The sequence below is a fragment of the Sphingomonas sp. DC1600-2 genome, assembly GCF_049897605.1.
Taxonomy (GTDB): domain Bacteria; phylum Pseudomonadota; class Alphaproteobacteria; order Sphingomonadales; family Sphingomonadaceae; genus Sphingomonas.
Genome location: NZ_JAFCWO010000001.1, coordinates 376,684 through 395,753 on the forward strand (window position 1 = coordinate 376,684; position 19,070 = coordinate 395,753).

Annotated in this window: 16 protein-coding genes; 5 read left to right on the top strand and 11 right to left on the bottom strand. The window is 64.2% G+C overall.

From position 1 onward, the window contains the following. Window positions 1-58: 58 nt before the first annotated feature. The 4 genes from nth to ACP7BL_RS01780 form a co-directional block, all read right to left on the bottom strand. Complete coding sequence (nth, locus tag ACP7BL_RS01765) at window positions 59-721, bottom strand: endonuclease III (protein WP_126845108.1); 663 nt, start codon at window positions 719-721, stop codon at window positions 59-61. Then, complete coding sequence (dapB, locus tag ACP7BL_RS01770; protein WP_299110508.1) at window positions 718-1,446, bottom strand: 4-hydroxy-tetrahydrodipicolinate reductase; 729 nt, start codon at window positions 1,444-1,446, stop codon at window positions 718-720. Before dapB ends, nth begins: the two co-directional genes overlap by 4 nt. 106 nt (window positions 1,447-1,552) lie before the next feature. Further along, the gene (locus ACP7BL_RS01775; protein ID WP_299110509.1) at window positions 1,553-3,196 is read right to left on the bottom strand and encodes an alginate export family protein; all 1,644 of its coding nucleotides are present in this window, start codon (window positions 3,194-3,196) and stop codon (window positions 1,553-1,555) included. Between the two features lie 118 nt (window positions 3,197-3,314). Continuing rightward, window positions 3,315-5,183, bottom strand: a complete 1,869-nt coding sequence (locus ACP7BL_RS01780) for a methyl-accepting chemotaxis protein (RefSeq protein ID WP_126845105.1) — start codon at window positions 5,181-5,183, stop codon at window positions 3,315-3,317. A 203-nt stretch (window positions 5,184-5,386) separates the two neighbouring features. Here ACP7BL_RS01780 and ACP7BL_RS01785 point away from each other — a divergent pair, with 203 nt between their 5' ends. Further along, window positions 5,387-6,094, top strand: coding sequence for an NAD-dependent deacylase (locus ACP7BL_RS01785; RefSeq protein WP_299110511.1), 708 nt, complete (start codon window positions 5,387-5,389; stop codon window positions 6,092-6,094). Between the two features lie 4 nt (window positions 6,095-6,098). Here ACP7BL_RS01785 and ACP7BL_RS01790 read toward each other — a convergent pair whose 3' ends face one another. The 5 genes from ACP7BL_RS01790 to lepB form a co-directional block, all read right to left on the bottom strand. Continuing rightward, a complete protein-coding gene (locus tag ACP7BL_RS01790; RefSeq protein WP_299110513.1) occupies window positions 6,099-7,073 on the bottom strand; it encodes a carbon-nitrogen hydrolase family protein in 975 nt (324 codons plus the stop codon). Then, complete coding sequence (gene era / locus ACP7BL_RS01795; protein WP_126845104.1) at window positions 7,070-7,975, bottom strand: GTPase Era; 906 nt, start codon at window positions 7,973-7,975, stop codon at window positions 7,070-7,072. Before era ends, ACP7BL_RS01790 begins: the two co-directional genes overlap by 4 nt. Next, window positions 7,972-8,364, bottom strand: coding sequence for a GIY-YIG nuclease family protein (locus tag ACP7BL_RS01800; protein WP_081988672.1), 393 nt, complete (start codon window positions 8,362-8,364; stop codon window positions 7,972-7,974). The genes era and ACP7BL_RS01800 overlap by 4 nt, the downstream gene beginning before the upstream one ends. A 109-nt stretch (window positions 8,365-8,473) precedes the next feature. After that, window positions 8,474-9,139: a ribonuclease III gene (gene rnc / locus ACP7BL_RS01805; protein ID WP_033964548.1), complete on the bottom strand. Its 666-nt coding sequence runs from the start codon at window positions 9,137-9,139 to the stop codon at window positions 8,474-8,476. Continuing rightward, window positions 9,136-9,945: a signal peptidase I gene (lepB, locus tag ACP7BL_RS01810; RefSeq protein ID WP_033964547.1), complete on the bottom strand. Its 810-nt coding sequence runs from the start codon at window positions 9,943-9,945 to the stop codon at window positions 9,136-9,138. Before lepB ends, rnc begins: the two co-directional genes overlap by 4 nt. A gap of 116 nt (window positions 9,946-10,061) precedes the next feature. On the opposite strand from lepB, the gene pgi reads away from it, so the two are divergent. The 3 genes from pgi to gorA are packed head-to-tail and all read left to right on the top strand — an operon-like array spanning window position 10,062 to window position 13,303. Further along, window positions 10,062-11,552: a glucose-6-phosphate isomerase gene (gene pgi, locus ACP7BL_RS01815; protein WP_033964572.1), complete on the top strand. Its 1,491-nt coding sequence runs from the start codon at window positions 10,062-10,064 to the stop codon at window positions 11,550-11,552. Then, window positions 11,552-11,926 carry a DUF4174 domain-containing protein gene (locus ACP7BL_RS01820; protein ID WP_426257461.1) on the top strand — a complete coding sequence of 125 codons (375 nt, stop codon included), beginning with the start codon at window positions 11,552-11,554 and terminating at the stop codon, window positions 11,924-11,926. The genes pgi and ACP7BL_RS01820 overlap by 1 nt, the downstream gene beginning before the upstream one ends. Window positions 11,927-11,947: 21 nt before the next feature. After that, window positions 11,948-13,303, top strand: coding sequence for a glutathione-disulfide reductase (gorA, locus tag ACP7BL_RS01825; protein WP_426257462.1), 1,356 nt, complete (start codon window positions 11,948-11,950; stop codon window positions 13,301-13,303). Between the two features lie 48 nt (window positions 13,304-13,351). On the opposite strand, the gene ACP7BL_RS01830 is transcribed toward gorA, so the two are convergent. Together ACP7BL_RS01830 and acs are read right to left on the bottom strand one after the other, a co-directional pair. Beyond that, window positions 13,352-15,394, bottom strand: coding sequence for a M13 family metallopeptidase (locus ACP7BL_RS01830; protein WP_426257463.1), 2,043 nt, complete (start codon window positions 15,392-15,394; stop codon window positions 13,352-13,354). Between the two features lie 79 nt (window positions 15,395-15,473). Then, a complete protein-coding gene (gene acs, locus ACP7BL_RS01835; protein ID WP_426257464.1) occupies window positions 15,474-17,414 on the bottom strand; it encodes an acetate--CoA ligase in 1,941 nt (646 codons plus the stop codon). A gap of 117 nt (window positions 17,415-17,531) precedes the next feature. On the opposite strand from acs, the gene ACP7BL_RS01840 reads away from it, so the two are divergent. After that, the gene (locus ACP7BL_RS01840) at window positions 17,532-19,058 is read left to right on the top strand and encodes an acyl-CoA carboxylase subunit beta (RefSeq protein ID WP_426257465.1); all 1,527 of its coding nucleotides are present in this window, start codon (window positions 17,532-17,534) and stop codon (window positions 19,056-19,058) included. Window positions 19,059-19,070 lie beyond the last annotated feature (12 nt).

Sequence of the window (19,070 nt, forward strand, 5' to 3'; positions counted from 1 at the left end):
GCTGCGCCAGTCCCTACCTGCGGTCTGGCATGACCGGCACAGCGCCATCATATGCGTGTCACGTCGCTTCTGTCGCGCCACGCTTTGGTGCTGTCGTCTTGGGCTTGTACGCGCACAGGTCGCGGACGACGCACCGCCAGCATTCGGGGGTGCGGGCCTTGCAGACATATCGGCCGTGCAGGATCAGCCAGTGATGCGCGTGCAGCCGAAACGGTTGCGGGGTCGCCTTGTCGAGCTTCAGTTCGACCGCCAGCGGCGTTTTGCCGCGCGCCAGACCGGTACGGTTTCCGACGCGGAAGATATGTGTGTCGACCGCGAACGTCTCGGCCCCGAAGGCGACGTTCATCACGACATTGGCGGTCTTGCGCCCGACACCGGGCAGCGTTTCCAGCGCGTCGCGATCGGCGGGCACCTCGCCACCGTAAACATCGATCAGGCGCTGCGACAAGGCGATCACATTCTTGGCCTTGGTGTTGAACAGGCCGATCGTCTTGATGTGCTCCTTCAGCCCGTCCTCGCCAAGCGCAACCATTTGCGCGGGCGTCTTCACCTGTTCGAACAGCCGCCTGGTGGCCTTGTTGACGCCGATATCGGTCGCCTGTGCCGACAGCGCGACCGCGACGACCAACTGGAAAGGGTTGCCGGCCTCCAGCTCGGTTTCCGGATGGGGATTGTCCGCCGCCAGCCGGGCATAAAATTCGACGACGTCGGCCTTTTTCAAACCCCTAGCACCTGATCCATGCTGTAGCGTCCGGCGGGCTTGTCGGCGAGCCACAGCGCGGCGGTGATAGCACCGCGCGCGAAAATCGCTCTGTTTTCGGCGCGGTGCCCGATCTCAATCCGCTCGCCCTCGCCGGCAAAGATCACCAGATGATCGCCCGCAACCGATCCGCCGCGCAGGCTGGCAAAGCCGATCGTCCCTTCGGAACGCGCACCGGTCAGCCCGGCGCGGTCGGACACCCGGGCTTCGGCCAGGGTGATACCGCGCCCGGCAGCTGCTGCCTCGCCGAGCAGCAGGGCCGTGCCGGAGGGGGCGTCGACCTTGTGACGATGGTGCATTTCGGCGATTTCAATGTCCCAGTCGGGGCCCAGCTGCGCCGCCGCTTCGCGCACCAATTTCGCAAGCAATGTGACACCGAGCGACACGTTGCCCGTTTGCAAAACCGCGATTTCGGCTGCGGCGACGTCGATCAGCGCGTGATGCGTTGGAGCAAGTCCGGTGGTGCCGATCAGGATCGGCGTGCGCGCTTGCCGTGCCGCGGCAAGCGTGCGCTCCAGCGCTGCCGGCGTCGAAAAATCGACCAGCACGTCAGCATCAAGCGCCAGCACGGCGGGATCGCCACCCGCGTCGATTCCTCCAGCCAATGTCGCGCCCAGGTCGGGCACTACGGCGGCAAGCGCCTGGCCCATTCGGCCCGCGCTGCCGATAATCCCGATTGCGGTCATCGCACGTCTCCCGATTTGCTGCGAGGCGGCTCTACCGAAGCAGAGCCGCCGACGCCATGCAGGAATTGGTCGAAACGCAGCGACTAGGGCGGGGGCAGGCGGATCGTCAGAAGCGGTAGCTTACCCAACTGGCCAGATAGTGGGAATCGACATAGCCGAGCCGGTCGAGGATCGGGCCGGGCATGAAATATTCATAGCGCCCGACGATCGACAGCCGACGCGTAACCTTCAACGTCGCCTGAAGGCGGATCGCGTCACCAACATTATTACCGGGAAGGGTTTCGCTGCCGGTATAAGGGGTGCCCGCTCCGCGGTAGATCGCGTCGTGCGGGCTGACCCGCCAACTGTGTTGATATTCGGTCGTCAGATCCAGCTTTTTAAAGGGTGAGACCGTGAGGTTGGGCGACGCCTGGAACAGGTTGGTGAAGTTGAGCGCCCCCTGATAGCTATAGGCGATCGTCCCCGCAAACGGGGCCTTGGCGACATGAAGCGTACCGCTGCCATAGCTGCCGCCGCCTTCGCCAAAGTCGAAATGGATGCCGACCTTTGGCTTCCAGTGTTTGGGATCGATGACATAGGTTTGCGCGATGAAGGCGTTCCACGCGCTGATGTCGTGCCCGGCAAAGGTGCCGCTTTGATGGTCGACCGTCCAATCGAGGGTCAACCGATCGAGGCTGCCCCACAGGCGGGCACCATAATAGTTGCGCACTTCGCGTCCGGTCACGCGGCCCCATTTCAGGGAATCATTGCGCTCGCGCCAGGCGAACGGATCAAGGAACACCTTACGGGTCGCGGAATTGGCGAGCACCAGGCCGAACGTCGCCCCGGAGAAACGCGTCTTGTCGTCGGCGACATCGTCGCTGAGCCCCTGCGTGCCGAGCGTGACTTGCTTGAAATCGAAGATGTCGGCGCGGACGTCGCCGGTCTGGCCCCAGGCGCGCAGACCCTGCACCGAGGTATGGATGGTGTTGTTGTCCTTTTGCGACACCAGATTGGAGGGGCCATCGGTAAATTCCTGACGGCCATAGCGCACGCCGAGGCCGAAATTGCCGATCGTCCCGCTGATTTCCCCGAAGAATTGCTGGGCGATGAGGGCGTCGCGCGATTTTGCCGGTGCCACGCCGTAATTGTACCCGCTCAACCCACCATGGCCGAGTTCGCCGTAGAAACGCACGGGACCGATATGGACATCGGCACCGCCCACCAGACGCGTCTGTTCCTCCAGCCGATATCCCGATTTTACCAGATTGGGCTCCGAATAGTCGTTGATGCGATAGCGCACCTCGCCCGACAGCGTGATGTAGATTTTGCCCTGGTCGTCGATCGGGATGTATTTGAGGCGATCGAGGATATCCTTGCGCTTCTTAGGATCCCGCATCACGCGCCAATCTTCGGCCCATCGCGAGGCGTTATAGCCACCCAGCATGATGCCATGGCCGTCGGCCTGACGCGGATAGGTGCGCACCGACGGGTTGGCGGGCGCGCGCTGCTCGGTTGCTTCACTCGGCGGGGTCGACCGTTGTGCGGGCGGTACTGACCGGTTGGGGTCGACATTGGCTTGCTGCGCTGTCTTGGCGGCGCTGGCTACGGCGGTCGGCTTGGTGCTGCTCGCTTCGGAGGTTGGCGACGGGCTGGCGGCGGGCGCGCTCGGCGAAGCCGAAGCATCCGGTGCGGCGTGGGCTGCGCCCGACGCGGTGACAAGGGAAAGCAGCGAAACGCCAATGGCGAAACCGGAACGGGAGATGCGCATGATGATCCTCGATCTTGTTGGCAAGGCTCCGCCAGGCGTCCCAAACGGGGCGCGGAGCGGTGGTGTCGTGGAGGGAGCGGTGTTTGGGGTGGCCTTCGCAGGTCACCCCGCTCGGGAGTTAGAAGCTTGCCCAGTCGGCGTTGGCGGCGGTCGGTGTGCGGGCGGCAAGCGGCGGCGGGGAGATTTTCCCACTTGGCCGCGCGCGCGCTGCAATGGCCACCGGCTTTGGCATACTGGTCGGCGAGGTCGAGCCGACATTGAAGCGGGCCGATTGGCGGCTGAGCGTGGCAACTTCACCAGCCAGATTGCGCGCGGCGGCCGAGGTTTGTTCGACCATGGCAGCATTCTGTTGGGTGGAGTGGTCCATCGCATTCACGGCGGAGGCGATCTCGCTGATCGTCGACGACTGAGCGCGGTTGTCGTTCGCCATCGATTCGACGAACTCGTGGACTTGCTCGACGCTGCCGCTGATCTGCTGCAGCACGCTATCGACATTCTTAACGGCATCGACTGCGACAACGATATCGGTCTGCGTCGCGGTCAATTGTTCGCGGGCGCGGCGTGCCTCTTCCTCTGCGCGCATCGCCAGTGCGGAAACCAGATCGGCGACCACCGCAAAACCGCGCCCGGCTTCACCCGCCCGGCCAGCTTCCACCGCCGCATTCATGGCGAGAACGCGGGTCTGGAAGGCGATCTTGTCGAGACCTTCGATGACGCTGTCGATGCCGCGCGCGCTATCGGAAACGCGGATCATCGCGGCGGTCGCTTGTTCGGCGGTCGATCGACCCGACCCGACCACGCCGATCGCTTGCTGCGCGGAATTGACGGTACGGTCTGCGGCTTCGGCGCTGGAGCGGAGGCGGCTGTTCATTTGCGAAAGCGCCGCGGACGTCTGTTCCAGGCTTGCAGCATTGCTCTCGGTGCGCCGGGCGAGGTCGTCCGAGGCGGCCGCGATTTCATGCGAACCGGTTTCGATCCGCATCGAGCCCTCGGCGAGGACGCCGATCAAATCGCGCAGGTTGGAAAGCGCGGTGTTGAAGTTGTTGCTCAGCGCGACATAGTCGGCAGGAACACCGTCCTGCAGCGTGCTGGTGAGGTCGCCCTCGGACAGAGCTTCCAGCTTCTCCGAAAGGAGCGACACGATCGCCTTTTGGTCGGCGTCCGACTTGGCCTGGACCGCTTCTGCAAACGACTTGGCAATGGCGTTGTCGCGGAACACGAGCAGCGCACGCGCCATCCCGCCCAGTTCGTCACCGCGTTCCGTGCCCGGGATTTCGGCCTGGGTATCGCCGTCGGCGAGGCTCCCCATGCGAGCGGTGATATGCTTGAGCGGTCCCGTAATCGAATTGCTGATCGTAAGGATTACGGCGGCGAGCGCGGCAAGAACCAGGACCACTACGATCGCGAGGTTCCACGCCGAGCGGGAAACGGCCTCGTTGATCTCGGAGTTGAACACGCCGGTGGCAATCACCCAGCCCCACGGCTTGAACAGGCGCACATACGAGATTTTCGGCTTTGAACCCGAACCATCGGGAAGCTTGAAATTATAATCGACAAAGCCGGCAGCCGCAGGCGATGTCGCGACCTCGACCATCGTTTGATAGTGCGTTCTTCCGTCGGCATCCTTTTCGTCGCGGACCATCTTGCCCTGTTTCTCGGGCTTCACCGGATGCAGGATCATCTTGTAATTGGTGTCGAGGATGAAAAAATAGCTGTCCTTGCCGAAGCGCATCGTCCGGATCGCTTCTTTTGCAGTGGCTTGAGCCTGATCGTGCGTCATCCGGCCGGCTTTTTCCTCGGCCTGGAAGCGCTGAAGTTGGCTATAGGCCACTTCAAGGGTCTGCTTGGTGCGCTCGTTAAAGCCCTGTCGCAAAGCCGAATTCAGCTGATTTACCGACAAGATCAATACGAGCGAAAGACCGGCCAGTGATGCTGCGCCAATGATAAGCAATCGTTTACCGATTTTAACTTGGGCAAGAAAGTTCATTCTAAAATCCAATCGCTCATTTTTTTATATTGTAGAGCGTCGGAATAGTGAGCATCGTGTCGGCAGAACGTTTTGTAATAATTATTTAAATATTAACCATATATAAGTGCAGACGCTTCTGTTGTCCGAGGCGACGGACGGATCTTGTCGAATGACGGTACCGGACGTGGCACGGGGGCGAGGATTAAGTTATGCGTGGTCTAATGTCCGACGCGCACAATCTTGTGATCCTGACCGGTGCTGGTGTTTCGGCCGAAAGTGGAATTGCCACGTTTCGCGGTCCTGGCGGCTTGTGGGAGGGGCACCGCGTCGAGGATGTATGTACGCCTCATGCGCTCGCCGCCGATCCGGCTTTGGTCCATCGGTTTTATGATGCACGCCGCGCCGCGCTGTCGGCTGTTGTCCCCAATGCGGCGCATGTCGCGCTCGCGCGGCTCGATGCGGCGTGGCGTGGCGAACTGTTGATCGTCACGCAAAATGTCGATGATCTGCATGAGCGCGCGGGCGCTGCGCGGTTGGTGCATATGCATGGCGAATTGCAATCGGCCCTTTGTGCCGCCTGCGGCGCGCGTGTGCGCTGGGTAACGGCTCTGCCGCCCGGGGCACCGTGCGGCGCGTGCGGGAGGCTGGCGCTGCGTCCCGACATCGTATTCTTCGGGGAAATGCCCTATGCGATGGACCGGATCGAGCGCGCGCTGGGGGAGGCTGACCTGTTCGTTTCGATTGGTACGTCGGGCGCGGTGTATCCCGCCGCCGGTTTTGTGCAGGGTGCGCGCTATGCGGGCGCGCGGACGCTGGAACTGAACCTGGAGCGGTCGGCGGGCAGCGGCTATTTTCACGAAACCCGGCTCGGCCCCGCGGGAGAATTGGTGCCAGCCTGGGTCGATGCGCTGCTGACGAGCCTTTCCTGAACGTTCAGCCCTGCGCGAATCCGTCCTCGGCATCGGCCACGCCCAGCCGGGGCCGACGATCGACCCGCAATTCGAAGACGTCGGGCCGGGCATAATGACCATCGGTGTCGAGCGCGGTCAGTCCGCGCCCGATGGCATGGAGATCGAGATCGGCGATCAACAGGTCAGGTTCGGCACCGGTTTCCGCCAGGATCGTCCCGTCGGGGGCGATGATGCAACTTCCGCCGGATTGCAGGTCGGTATCCGCCATGCCGAGGATCAGGTCGCGCGCATCGGCATTGCCGCCAACGCGGTCGAGCCCGTCCAACAAGTCGCGGCGGTGCTGGACCAGCCCGGCCGCAAGCACGAAGCAACGCCCCTCAAACGCATAATGCTGCGAGGCGACGCGGTACATCGGGCGCACCGTCGGCCACGCCGCGACATGCACGGCTTCGCCCGCATGGTGCATTGCTGCCCGCGCAAGTGGCATCCAATGCTCCCAGCAGATCAGCGATCCGACGGTGCCCCACGGTGCTTGATGCACATCGAGCGTCGAGCCGTCGCCCCGGCCCCAGATCATGCGTTCGCCATGCGTCGGCACCAGCTTGCGATGGAGCAGCGGCGGCAAGCCCGGGCGGAAGAGATATTGGGTGTTGGTCAGGCTCGAGCGCACCCGTTCATGCGCGCCGACGGAAACGAGAATATTGGCTGCATCGACCAATTGCTGCAGCGGTTCCAGGCGTGGATCGTCGGGGCGCAGCGCCTGGTCGAGCAGGATCGCATGCAATGCCTGTGTCCCGCGATGATCCCACAAGGCCGCATTGGGCGCTTCATCCAGCCAGATCGGATAGCCCCCGAGAAACGTCTCGCCGAACGCGACCAACTGTGCGCCGATATCGGCGGCATCGGCAACGTGATCGAGCAGGGCGGTGATGCCGTCGCCGATCGCCAGCGGGATAGGGGCGGCCTGGACCAGCGCGGCCTTCACGGTCTTGCTCATTCCACCCAGTCCAGCCCCATTTCGCGATAGACGTCGCGTTCGTCGTCCCAGCCGGGGCGCACCTTTACGTGCAGATAGAGATGGACCGGGCGGCCCATGATCTCGCTGAGTTCCGCCCGCGCGCGCGCGCCGATTTCCTTGATGCGCGCGCCGCCCTTGCCGAGCACGATCGCGCGCTGGGTCGGGCGCTCGACCAAAATCTGCTGGTGGATCTCGACCGAGCCGTCCTCGCGCTCCTTATACTGTTCGGTCTCGATCGCCGAGGCATACGGCAGTTCGGCGTGGAGCTGGAGATAGAGCTGCTCGCGCGTCACTTCGGAGGCGAGGCTGCGCTCGCTTGCGTCGGACACCTGATCCTCGGGGAAATGCCAGGGGCCCTCGGGCATCGCCTTGGCGAGATGCGCCTTCAGTTCGGGCAGGCCGTCGCCGGTCGCCGCGCTGACGAAGAAGGTCTCGGCGAAATCGACCATGCCGGTCAATTTCTCGGCATGCAGCAGCAGCTTGCCCTTGTCGGCCAGATCGACCTTGTTGAGGATGAGGTATTTGGGTTCGCGGCGGTCCTTGATTGCTTCGGCAATATCGGTGACCTTCGCGCCGAGCCCGCCTTTGGCATCGACCACCAGCGCGAGCACGTCGGCCCCTTCGGCACCGCCCCAGGCCGCCTGCACCATGGCGCGATCGAGCCGCCGCTTGGGCTCGAAGATGCCGGGCGTGTCGACCAGCAGGAGCTGCGTGTCGCCCTCGATCGCGACGCCCATCAGCCGCACGCGCGTGGTCTGCGCCTTGGGGCTGACGATCGCGACCTTCTGCCCGACCAGCGCATTGACCAAGGTGGATTTGCCCGCATTGGGCGCGCCGAGAATGGCAACGAGGCCGCAATGTTGGGGGGTGGGGTCAGTCATTGGTGGTCCTTGGGTAGTGCGGGCGCTTCGACAGGCTCAGGGCGAACGGTACGGGAGACATCGCCCGCCAATTCCGTTCGCCCTGAGCCTGTCGAAGGGCTGCTCGTATCTTGGCGATTCCGTGCCAGTAAGGAAAGCCGTTCCCAATCGCCAGCGATCAGTGCCTGTTTCTTGGCGCGGCTCCACCCCTTGATCTGGCGCTCTGCCTCCAGCGCTTCGAGGCGAGAGGGGAAGTCCTGGCTCCAAACCAGGGTCACCGGGCGGCGGGTGTGCGTGTAGCCGGGGATCTGGCCGGACTGATGCTGGCCGATGCGATGTTCAAGCGCTTCGGTATGGCCGGTGTAGAAGCTACCGTCGGAACAGCGCAAGAGATAGGCCCAGAACGCCATATGTCAGCCTCGCCCGTGTGGGAAGGTGCCCTTCGACAGGCTCAGGGCGAACGGAAGTAACGATACCGTCCGCCCCCCATACACCGTTCGCCCTGAACCTGTCGCGCGCTTAGCGCAATTTGGCGAGCAACGCCGCCGCCGCCGCCGTTTCGGCTTCCTGTTTGGAGCTGCCTTCGGCTTCGGCTTCGGCAAAGGTGCCGAGCGTGGCCTTTACGCGGAAGCGCGGGGCGTGGTGGGGGCCAGAGCGCTCGACCACGTCATAAGCCGGCGTCTTGCGGTTGTGCGCGGCGGCCCATTCCTGCAGCGCGGATTTGGGGTGTTGCGGGGCGGCGATCTGGCGGCTGGGGCGGTCCGCCCAGATCTTGCGGATCGCGCGGCGCGCGCCGTCCAGCCCCGCTTCGAGGTATAAGGCACCGATCAGTGCCTCCATCACGTCGCCCAGCACATTGTCGCTGTCGGCCGCGCCATCGTCGCGCGCTTGCTTGCCGAGGCGGAGCTGCGCGGCGACGCCAAGGCCGCGTGCGACATCGGCGCAGACCGCGCCCGTCACCAGCGCATTCAGCCGCTTGGACAAGGCGCCCTCGGGCTCGCCCGGGAACAGCTCGAACAGCCATTCGGCCATCACCAGCCCGAGCACGCGGTCGCCCAGAAATTCGAGCCGCTCATAATTCGCTGCGGCCTGACTGCCATGCGTCAGCGCGCGTTCGAACGGTATCAGGTCGAGCGGGGCGTGGCCCAGCGCCGCGGTCAGCCAGTCGTGCAGCGTGTTGCTCAAAAACCTGCCCCGATCCGGCTCCAGCGCGCCGCCGAAAACCACGTCCACGGCAGGAACCAGTTGGCCGAACCATCGGTCGAGAAGAACGACAAGACTGCCTTGCCCTCGACGCGCTCCATCGGCACCATGCCCATGCCTTCGGGCGGATCGAAGCGGCTGTCGCCGCTGTCGTCGCGATTGTCGCCCATCACGAAGATATGCCCGGCGGGGACGGCATAGACGCCAGTCTCATCGGCATTGGGCTGCTCGCCCCGGTCGAGCACGTTGTAGCTTTTGCCGTTCGGCAGCGTCTCACGGAATTGCTGATAGCGGCAGATCGGGGTGCCGTTCAGGCTGTCCTCGAACTCGCTCGGGCATTCGCTGCCGCCGGGATAATTCGGGCTGAGCGGGATGGTGAAATCGGCGACACGGACCTTGGGCACGGGCGTGCCGTTGAGAATCACCTGGCCGTGGCGCATCTGGATGGTGTCGCCGGGCAGGCCGATCACGCGCTTGATAACATCGTGATCCTCTCCGGGCGGGCCGCGAAACACCACCACGTCGCCGCGTGCCGGATCGCGCCCAAGGATGCGGCCCGGGATCAGCGGAACGCCCCACGGCAGCGACCAGCGCGAATAGCCGTAATTCCATTTCGACACGAACAGATAGTCGCCGATGTACAATCGCGGCAGCATCGATTGCGACGGGATGCTGAACGGCGCGAACACGAAGCTGCGGAACACGAATACGATCACCGCGAGCTTCAGCAAGAAGACGAGCGTCTCGCGCGTTTCGGATTTGCGGGCGGGGGAGGTGGGGTCGGCCATGCGCGCGGTTTGGTGCGGCTCCGGTGTCGCGTCAAGCTGGCGGTTGTAACCGCGCGGCGCTAGGGCAATCTAAGGCGGACCCTCCCCCCGCCCCCATTGACCAAAGAGGTGCCCTAATGCCTGCCGACTGGACCGCGATCGAAGCCTTGCCCGCGCCGCGCCTGGAAACCCTGTTCGCCGAAGACCCCAACCGGCTGGCGGCCTTCAGCGTCGATGTGGCTGGCCTGCATTTCGACTGGTCGAAGACGCATTTGACGGCGCAAGCGGTGGCCGCGTTCGAGGCGCTGGCCAAGGCGCAGGACCTGGCGGGCAAGCGCGAGGCGCTGTTCGCGGGCGAGATCATCAACACCACCGAAGGCCGCGCCGTCACCCATGTCGCCGAGCGTGGCGAAGGCAGTGTCGACGATGTCGCCCAGGCCCGGGTGCTGCACGCGCGCATGCGCGCGTTGATCGACGCGATCGAGGGCGAGGCGCTCGGGCCGATTCGCCATGTGCTGCACGTGGGCATCGGCGGATCGGCACTTGGGCCCGATCTGCTGATCGACGCGCTGGGGCGCGAAGACAGCCGCTACGACGTCGCGATCGTCTCCAACATCGACGGTGCGGCACTGGAAGAGGTGTTCAAGAAGTTCGATCCGACCGCCACGTTGCTGGTGATCGCGTCGAAGACCTTCACCACCAAGGAAACGCTGACCAACGCCGAATCGGTGCTGCAGTGGATGGGCGAAGGCGGGGTGGATGACGTTTATGGCCGCGTCGTTGCGCTGACCGCCGACCCCGACAAGGCGGTCGAATGGGGCGTCGATGAAACGCGCGTGCTGCCCTTCGCCGAGTCGGTTGGCGGGCGCTATTCCCTGTGGTCGTCGATCGGCTTCCCGGCGGCGCTGGCGCTCGGATGGGACAATTTCCAGGACATGCTCGACGGTGCGGGCGAAATGGACCGCCATTTCCGCCAGACGTCGCTCAGCCAGAATGCGCCGGCTTTGGCAGCGTTTGCCGATCTCTATTACACGCAGGTCCGCCACGCCGAGACGCGCGCGACCTTCGCCTATGACGAGCGGTTGCGGTTGCTGCCGTCCTATCTCCAGCAGCTGGAAATGGAATCGAACGGCAAGGGCGTGACGATCGACGGCAAGCCGCTCGGCCGACCGAGCGCGGCGATCACCTGGGGCGGGGTCGGCACCGATGCGCAGCATGCCGTGTTCCAGTTGCTGCATCAGGGCACGCATCTGGTGCCGGTCGAATTCGTCGCGGTGATCGAGCCGGGCGATACGCTGGCCGAGGAACATCACCGCCAATTGCTGCTCAATGCCTTTGCGCAAGGGGCGGCGCTGATGAAGGGGCGGCCCAATGACGATCTCGCGCGCAGCTATTCGGGCGATCGGCCAAGCTCGACGATCCTGCTCGAAGTGCTCGACGCGCGCACGCTCGGCGCGCTGATCGCGTTTTACGAGCAGCGCGTGTTCGTGAATGGCGTGCTGCTCGGCATCAATCCGTTCGACCAGTTCGGCGTCGAGTTGGGCAAGGAAATGGCCAAGGCGGCCGATGCGGGCGGGCAAGAGTTCGACGTGTCGACCACCGACCTGATCAAGCGCGCGTTCGGCTGATGTTGCTGGCGGCGCTGGCGTTGATGACCCAATCGGTGGTGGAGATGCGTCATCACCACCGATTGCTTGTCATCGCCGCGCCCGCCGAAACCGATCGGCAAGCGCAGCAGCAGATCGCTGCGCTTGCTGCAAGCCAGGAACCGCTCGCCGCGCGCGACGTCGTGATCGTCACGGTCATGGCGGATCGCGTGGCGGGCGTGCGCGATTCCGCGGCGGCGTTGCGCCAGCTTTGGTCGCTACCGCGTGATCGTTTCACGGTCCTGTTGATCGGCAAGGACGGGCATGTAGCCCTGCGCCAGACCGATCCGATTACCCCCGCAACCCTGATCGCCGCGATCGACGCGATGCCGATGCGGCGCGCGGGCTTGCGCTGAATTTCCTTAACGGAGCTTTCAATGACCACCGCTTCTTATGATTACGACCTCTTCGTCATCGGTGCCGGCTCCGGCGGCACGCGTGCGTCGCGCGTTGCGGCGGCGCATGGTGCGAAGGTGGCGGTGGCCGAGGAATATCGCGTCGGCGGCACCTGCGTTATCCGCGGTTGCGTGCCCAAGAAGCTGCTCGTCTACGGCGCGCATTTCGCCGAGGATCTGAAGGACGCCAAGCGCTTCGGCTGGGACGTGCCCGACAATCTCGGCTTCGACTGGGTCCGCCTTCGCGACAACGTCATGGAAGAAGTCAGCCGCATCAACGGTGCCTATACCGCCACGCTCAACAACAATGGCGTCGACATCATCCTCGATCGCGCGGAGGTGACCGGGCCGCACAGCGTGCGGCTGGGCGACGGGCGCGAGGTGACCGCGAAATACATTCTGATCGCGGTCGGCGCGACGCCGGTGGTGCCGGAATGCCCGGGGCACGAACATGGCATCACCTCGAACGAAGTGTTCCATCTCGACGCCGTGCCCAAGCGCATCCTGATCGCGGGGGCGGGCTATATCGCCAATGAATTTGCCGGTATCTTCAACGAATTCGGCGCGAAGGTGACGCTGATCAACCGCAGCGATGTGATCCTGCGCGGTTATGACGAATCGATCCGCGACCGGCTGCTGCAGATCTCGATGATGAAGGGCCTCGATTTCCGCTTCAACGCGGCGTTCCGCGGCATCGAGAAGCAGGCCGATGGCAGCTTGCTGGTGTCGATGACCAATCATGAACCGATTGAGGTCGATTGCGTGCTGTTCGCGACCGGACGCACCCCCAATACCGCGGGGCTGGGCCTGGAAGCGGCGGGCGTTGCGCTGGACGACAAGGGCGCGATCGTCGTCGATGCCGACAACAAATCGAGCTGCGACAGCATCTATGCCGTCGGCGACGTGACCAATCGCGTGCAACTGACCCCAGTCGCGATCCGCGAGGGGCAGGCCTTTGCCGATACGCTGTTTGGCAACAAGCCGCACCGTGTCGATTATGAGAATATCCCGAGCGCGGTGTTCAGCCATCCGCCGATGGCGGGCGTCGGCCTGACCGAGGCGCAGGCGAAGAACAAGTTCGGTTCGGTCAAGGTCTATACCTCGGACTTCCGCCCGATGAAGAATGTGCTGGCCGGCCGCAACGAACGCGCACTGTACAAGATGGTGTGCCATGCCGAGTCCGGCGTGGTGCTCGGGCTGCACATGATCGGTCCAGATGCACCCGAGATTTTGCAGGCGGCGGCAGTGGCGGTGAAGGCCGGGCTGACCAAGGACGCCTTCGACCAGACGGTCGCACTGCATCCGTCGATGGCGGAGGAACTGGTGCTGCTGCGGTAACCGATCGCCCTTCCCGCGCGGCGGGAAGGACGACCGGTCTCATTCACCTTACCAGATATGCACCCGGTCGGCGGGGGCGAGGTACAGCTTGTCGCCGGGCTTGACGTTAAAGGCTTTGTACCAGGCATCGACATTGCGCACGACGCCGTTGACGCGGAAGAAGGCCGGGCTGTGCGCATTGGTCAGCAATTGCTGGCGCAGCGCGCCTTCGCGGTCCTTTTCCTGCCAGACTTGCGCCCAGGCGAGGAAGAAGCGCTGGTCGCCGGTCAGCCCGCCGATCACGGGTGCCTTGCCGTGCTTGGCCTGATAGCGCTGATAGGCGGCATAGGCCATTTCCACGCCACCGAGATCGCCGATATTCTCGCCCATGGTGAGCGACCCCTTGATGTGCGTGCCGGGGATCGGTTCATAGCCGTCATATTGCTTGCCGAGCACGGCGGTGCGCGCGGTGAAGGCCTTTTTGGATTCGGGCGTCCACCAGTTGCTGATCTTGCCGGTCCCGTCGAACAGGCTGCCCTGATCGTCAAAGCCGTGGCCGATTTCATGCCCGATCACCGCGCCGATCGCGCCGTAATTGACCGCGGCATCGGCCTTGGGATCGAAGAAGGGCGGCTGCAGGATGGCGGCGGGGAAGGTGATCTGGTTCGAGAGCGGATTGTAATAGGCGTTCACCGTCTGCGGGGTCATGTCCCACAGGCTGCGATCGACGGGCTTGGTCAGCCGGTCGAGATCGAGCTGGTGCTGAAACTCGCCGCTGCGCATCGCATTGCCGAGCAGATCGCCGCGATCGATCTTGAGGCTGGCATAGTCGATGTACTTGACCGGGTGGCCGATGCGCGGGTCGAACTTGTCGAGCTTGGCAAGCGCCGCCGCCTTGGTCTTGGCGTCCATCCAGCTATTCGCCGTGAGCCTTTCGCCAAGTGCGCCGCGCAGATCGCCGATCAGCTCGCCCATTTTGGCTTCGCTCTCGGGCGGGAAATAGCGCGCCACGTAAATCTGCCCGACCGCCTCGCCCAACGCACCATTGACGAGGGCAACACCGCGCTTCCAGCGGTCGCGCTGGGTCGGCTGGTCGCGTAGCGTCTTGCCGTAAAAGGCGAAGCTCGCATCGTCGAACGCCTTGGGCAGGAATTGTGCGTGATCGCTGACGAAGCGGAACGCGACCCAGTCCTTCCATGTCTGCAGCGGCACCGAATCGAGCAATTTGCCATTGGCGGTCAGCGCGGTGCTGGTCGCCATGATCACGGTCGGGATGCTGTCGAGCCCGGCGGTCTTCAGCATCAAATCCCAGTCGAATTGCGGCGCGAGCGCTTTCATGCCCGCACGGTCCATCGGCTTGAACATTTCCATCAGATTGCGCTGGCGCTCGGGGCTCCACTGCTCCTTGGCCATCGCGGTTTCGAGCGCGATGATCGCATCGGCCTTGGTCGCGGCATCGGGGATGCCCGCCAGCGTCTGCATCTGGATCACATAGTCGCGATAGGCCTTGCGGAAGCCGTCATATTTCGCGCCTTCGAGCAGGTAGTAATCGCGCCCGCCCATGCCGAGCCCGCCCTGGCTGGCGGCAGCGACATAGCGGGTCGGGTCGGACGGATTGGGCAATTGGCCGAGCTCGACCGGCGAGGCATAGCCGACGCTGGCGAACAGCGTCTGCAGTGCGGCCTTGTCCTGCACGGCGGCGATCTTGGCGAGATAGGGCTGGAGCGGCGCGGTGCCGTGCGCATCGATCGCGGCCTGGTCCATCCAGCTCGCATAGAGATCGCCGATCTGCTTGCCCGATGCACCAAAGCTTGAGGGATTGGCGGCAAGATCGGTCAGGATGTCGCGGACGTGCTGCTCGGCTTCGTCGCTGATCACCACCCAATAGCCGGCCGAGGTGCGATCTGCGGCGATCTGCGTGCGCTTGTCCCACGCCCCATTGGCGAAGGTCCAGAAATCGTCGCCCGGCTTGATCGCCTTGTTCTGCGTCGTCAGATCGACGCCGAAGGTGCCGTAGCGCGGCCCGCTCTTGGCATCCTTGGCAAGCGTGGGTGCCGCGAGCGCGACGATGGCGGCCGCGGCGGCGAGCCGGGCGAAGGTGGATATACGCATGAAGGAGCCCCCTAAAACCTGTGTTATGCTTGACCATAACAGTGGGGTGGGGGCTCCGCAACACGTGCCTGCGCGGGCGTCAGGCCACGCGGTTGGCTACCAGATCATCGACCACGGACGGATCGGCGAGCGTGCTGGTATCGCCCAGGCTCGACACGTCGCCCTCGGCGATCTTGCGCAGGATGCGGCGCATGATCTTGCCCGAGCGCGTCTTGGGCAGGCCTGGCGCGAATTGCAGCTTGTCGGGCGCGGCGATCGGGCCGATTTCCTTGCGGACCCAGCCGATCAGCTCCTTGCGCAACGCCTCGGACGGGGTGTTCCCTGAATTGAGCGTGACATAGGCGTAAATGCCCTGGCCCTTGATATCGTGCGGCATGCCGACGACGGCGGCTTCGGCTACTTCCGGGTGCAGCACCAGCGCGCTTTCGACCTCGGCGGTGCCCATGCGGTGGCCCGAGACGTTGATGACGTCATCGACGCGACCGGTGATCCACCAATAGCCATCGGCATCGCGGCGTGCGCCGTCGCCGGTGGTATATTTGCCGGGATAGGTCGTGAAATAGGTCTGGAAGAAGCGTTCGCGATCGCCCCACACACCGCGCATCTGCCCCGGCCAGCTCCGCGCGATGACGAGATTGCCCTCGGTCGCGCCGCTCAGCACCTCGCCTTCCGGGTTGACGAGTTGCGGGTCAACGCCGGGCATCGGCTTGGTCGCCGAACCGGGTTTCAGCGCGGTCGCACCGGGCATGGGGGCAATCATCGCGCCGCCGGTCTCGGTCTGCCACCAGGTGTCGATGATCGGGCAGCGTCCGCCGCCGACGACTTCGTGATACCAGCGCCATGCTTCGGGGTTGATCGGTTCGCCGACGGTGCCAAGCAGCTTGAGCGAGCTGCGATCGGTCCGGGCCACAAAATCATCGCCATCCTTCATCAGCGCGCGGAGCGCGGTCGGGGCGGTGAAGATCGTGTGGACCTTGTGGCGATCGACCACTTGCCAGATGCGGCTGGCATCGGGCCAATTGGGCACGCCTTCGAACATCAGCGTCGTCGCGCCATTGGCGAGTGGGCCGTACAGAATGTAGCTGTGGCCGGTCACCCAGCCGATATCCGCCGCGCACCACCACACATCGCCAGGGCGATAATCGAAGCACAGTTCGTGGGTCAGGCTGGCCCACAGCAGATAGCCGCCGCTGGTGTGCATTACACCCTTGGGCTGGCCGGTGCTGCCCGAGGTATAGAGGATGAACAGCGGGTCTTCGGCGCCCATTGGCTCGGGCGGGCAGGTGGCGGGAACGCCCTCGCGCGCTTCATGATACCAGCGGTCGCGCCTCGCATCGAACGGCACTTCTGCACCCGTGGCGGCCACCACGAGGACGGTCTTGAGGCCAGGTGCGTGGGCGGCGGCGGCGTCGACATTGGACTTTAGCGGCACACGCTTGCCGCCGCGCCGCCCTTCGTCCGCCGTGATGACGATGGTCGATCCGCAATCCTCAATCCGCCCGGCGAGCGCTTCGGGTGAGAAGCCGGCGAACACCACCGAATGGATCGCGCCGATCCGCGCGCACGCGAGCACCGCGAACGCGGCCTCGGGGATCATCGGCAAATAGATGGTGACGCGGTCGCCCTTGGCGACGCCTTGCGCCTTCAGCACATTGGCGAAGACGCTCACTTCCTGGTGGAGCTCGGCATAGGTGAAGCGGCGGGGCTGCTCGCTCGGTTCGTCCGGCTCCCAGATCAACGCCGTGTCGCCGCCGCGCTTTGCCAGATGCCGGTCGAGGCAATTGGCGGCGACGTTCAATTTGCCGTCGGCGAACCAGCGGATGTGGAAATCGGCCTTGTCGAACGACCAGTCGCCAGCGATCTCCGGGCGCTTGATCCAGTCGAGCCGCTTGGCCTGGTCGAGCCAGAAGCTGCCGGGATCGGCCAGGCTACGGCCATAAAGCAGGTCATAGCCGTCCGCATCGATGCGGGCGTGGGCGGCCCATTCGGGCGGGACGGGATAAAGCTCCTGCTCGGACATCTTGGTCTCCTATGGGCGCGCATTTGCCGTTCCCTGCTGGTGCTTGGCAAGGGTGCATGGGTTGCGTTCCGTCGCCAAACCGCGAAAAGAGCGCACAACGGGTTTTAGGGAGTGACCATGTCCTCGACCATCGCCGAACTGGAACGTAAACGTGAAGCCGCGCGCATGGGCGGGGGCGAGAAACGCATCGCTGCGCAACATGCCAAGGGCAAACTGACCGCGCGCGAGCGGCTCGATGTGCTTCTCGACGAAGGCTCGTTCGAAGAGCTTGATATGTATGTCGAACATAATTGCGTCGATTTCGGCATGGCCGAGCAGAAGATTCCGGGCGATGGCGTCGTCACCGGATCGGGCACGATCAACGGTCGGCTGGTGTTCGTGTTCAGCCAGGATTTCACGGTGTTCGGCGGTTCGCTGTCGGAACGCCATGCGCAGAAGATTTGCAAGATCATGGACATGGCGCTGAAGGTCGGGGCACCCGTGATCGGCCTCAACGACAGCGGCGGCGCGCGCATCCAGGAAGGCGTCGCTTCGCTTGGCGGCTATGCCGAGGTGTTCCAGCGGAATGTTTTGGCGAGCGGCGTGGTGCCGCAGATCAGCCTGATTATGGGGCCGTGCGCGGGCGGCGCGGTCTATTCCCCGGCGATGACCGACTTCATCTTCATGGTGAAGGATTCGTCCTACATGTTCGTCACCGGGCCCGATGTGGTGAAGACGGTGACCAACGAAATCGTCACGCAGGAGGAATTGGGCGGCGCGGTGACGCACACCACCAAATCCGGCGTGGCCGATGTCGCGTTCGAAAACGATATCGAGGCGCTGCTGGCGGCGCGCGATTTCATCGATTTCCTGCCCGCCTCCAACCGCGAAGGCGCACCCGAACGTCCCTCGTCGGACCCATGGGACCGGGTCGAGGAGTCGCTCGACACGCTGGTGCCAGCGTCGGCCAACCAGCCCTATGACATGCACGAGCTGATCCGAAAGACCGTCGATGAGGGCGATTTCTTCGAGGTGCAGCCGACCCATGCCGCGAACATCATTATCGGCTTCGGGCGGATCGAGGGGCGCACGGTCGGCTTCGTCGCCAACCAGCCGATGGTGCTGGCTGGGTGCCTCGACATCAATTCGTCCAAGAAGGCGGCGCGGTTCGTGCGCTTCTGCGATGCCTTCGAAATCCCGATCGTCACCTTTGTCGATGTGCCGGGCTTCCTGCCGGGCACCGCGCAGGAGCTGAACGGCATCATCAAGCACGGTGCCAAGCTGCTGTTCGCTTATGCCGAAGCGACCGTGCCCAAGATCACCGTCATCACGCGCAAGGCTTATGGCGGGGCGTATGACGTGATGGCGTCCAAGCATTTGCGCGGCGACCTCAATTACGCCTGGCCGACCGCCGAGATTGCGGTGATGGGCGCGAAGGGTGCGGTCGAAATCATCTTTCGCGGCCGCACGCCCGAGGAAATTGCCGAGCAGACCGCACAGTATGAGGCGCGCTTCGCGAACCCGTTTGTGGCGGCGAGCAAGGGGTTCATCGACGAGGTGATCCAGCCGCACTCGACCCGCCGCCGCATCGCGCTGGGCTTACGCAAGCTGCGTGGCAAGCAGTTGGAGAACCCGTGGAAGAAGCACGACAACATCCCGCTGTGAGGGGATCTTGTC

What these genes read in the sequence shown, in the direction of transcription:
- lepB (WP_033964547.1), bottom strand. Translation starts at nt 9,945, where the DNA reads ATGGCCGACCCCACCTCCCCCGCCCGCAAATCCGAAACGCGCGAGACG.
- ACP7BL_RS01775 (WP_299110509.1), bottom strand. Translation starts at nt 3,196, where the DNA reads ATGCGCATCTCCCGTTCCGGTTTCGCCATTGGCGTTTCGCTGCTTTCC.
- ACP7BL_RS01790 (WP_299110513.1), bottom strand. Translation starts at nt 7,073, where the DNA reads ATGAGCAAGACCGTGAAGGCCGCGCTGGTCCAGGCCGCCCCTATCCCG.
- dapB (WP_299110508.1), bottom strand. Translation starts at nt 1,446, where the DNA reads ATGACCGCAATCGGGATTATCGGCAGCGCGGGCCGAATGGGCCAGGCG.
- ACP7BL_RS01780 (WP_126845105.1), bottom strand. Translation starts at nt 5,183, where the DNA reads ATGAACTTTCTTGCCCAAGTTAAAATCGGTAAACGATTGCTTATCATT.
- ACP7BL_RS01830 (WP_426257463.1), bottom strand. Translation starts at nt 15,394, where the DNA reads ATGCGTATATCCACCTTCGCCCGGCTCGCCGCCGCGGCCGCCATCGTC.
- ACP7BL_RS01820 (WP_426257461.1), top strand. Translation starts at nt 11,552, where the DNA reads ATGTTGCTGGCGGCGCTGGCGTTGATGACCCAATCGGTGGTGGAGATG.
- ACP7BL_RS01785 (WP_299110511.1), top strand. Translation starts at nt 5,387, where the DNA reads ATGTCCGACGCGCACAATCTTGTGATCCTGACCGGTGCTGGTGTTTCG.
- ACP7BL_RS01800 (WP_081988672.1), bottom strand. Translation starts at nt 8,364, where the DNA reads ATGGCGTTCTGGGCCTATCTCTTGCGCTGTTCCGACGGTAGCTTCTAC.
- pgi (WP_033964572.1), top strand. Translation starts at nt 10,062, where the DNA reads ATGCCTGCCGACTGGACCGCGATCGAAGCCTTGCCCGCGCCGCGCCTG.
- era (WP_126845104.1), bottom strand. Translation starts at nt 7,975, where the DNA reads ATGACTGACCCCACCCCCCAACATTGCGGCCTCGTTGCCATTCTCGGC.
- ACP7BL_RS01840 (WP_426257465.1), top strand. Translation starts at nt 17,532, where the DNA reads ATGTCCTCGACCATCGCCGAACTGGAACGTAAACGTGAAGCCGCGCGC.
- acs (WP_426257464.1), bottom strand. Translation starts at nt 17,414, where the DNA reads ATGTCCGAGCAGGAGCTTTATCCCGTCCCGCCCGAATGGGCCGCCCAC.
- gorA (WP_426257462.1), top strand. Translation starts at nt 11,948, where the DNA reads ATGACCACCGCTTCTTATGATTACGACCTCTTCGTCATCGGTGCCGGC.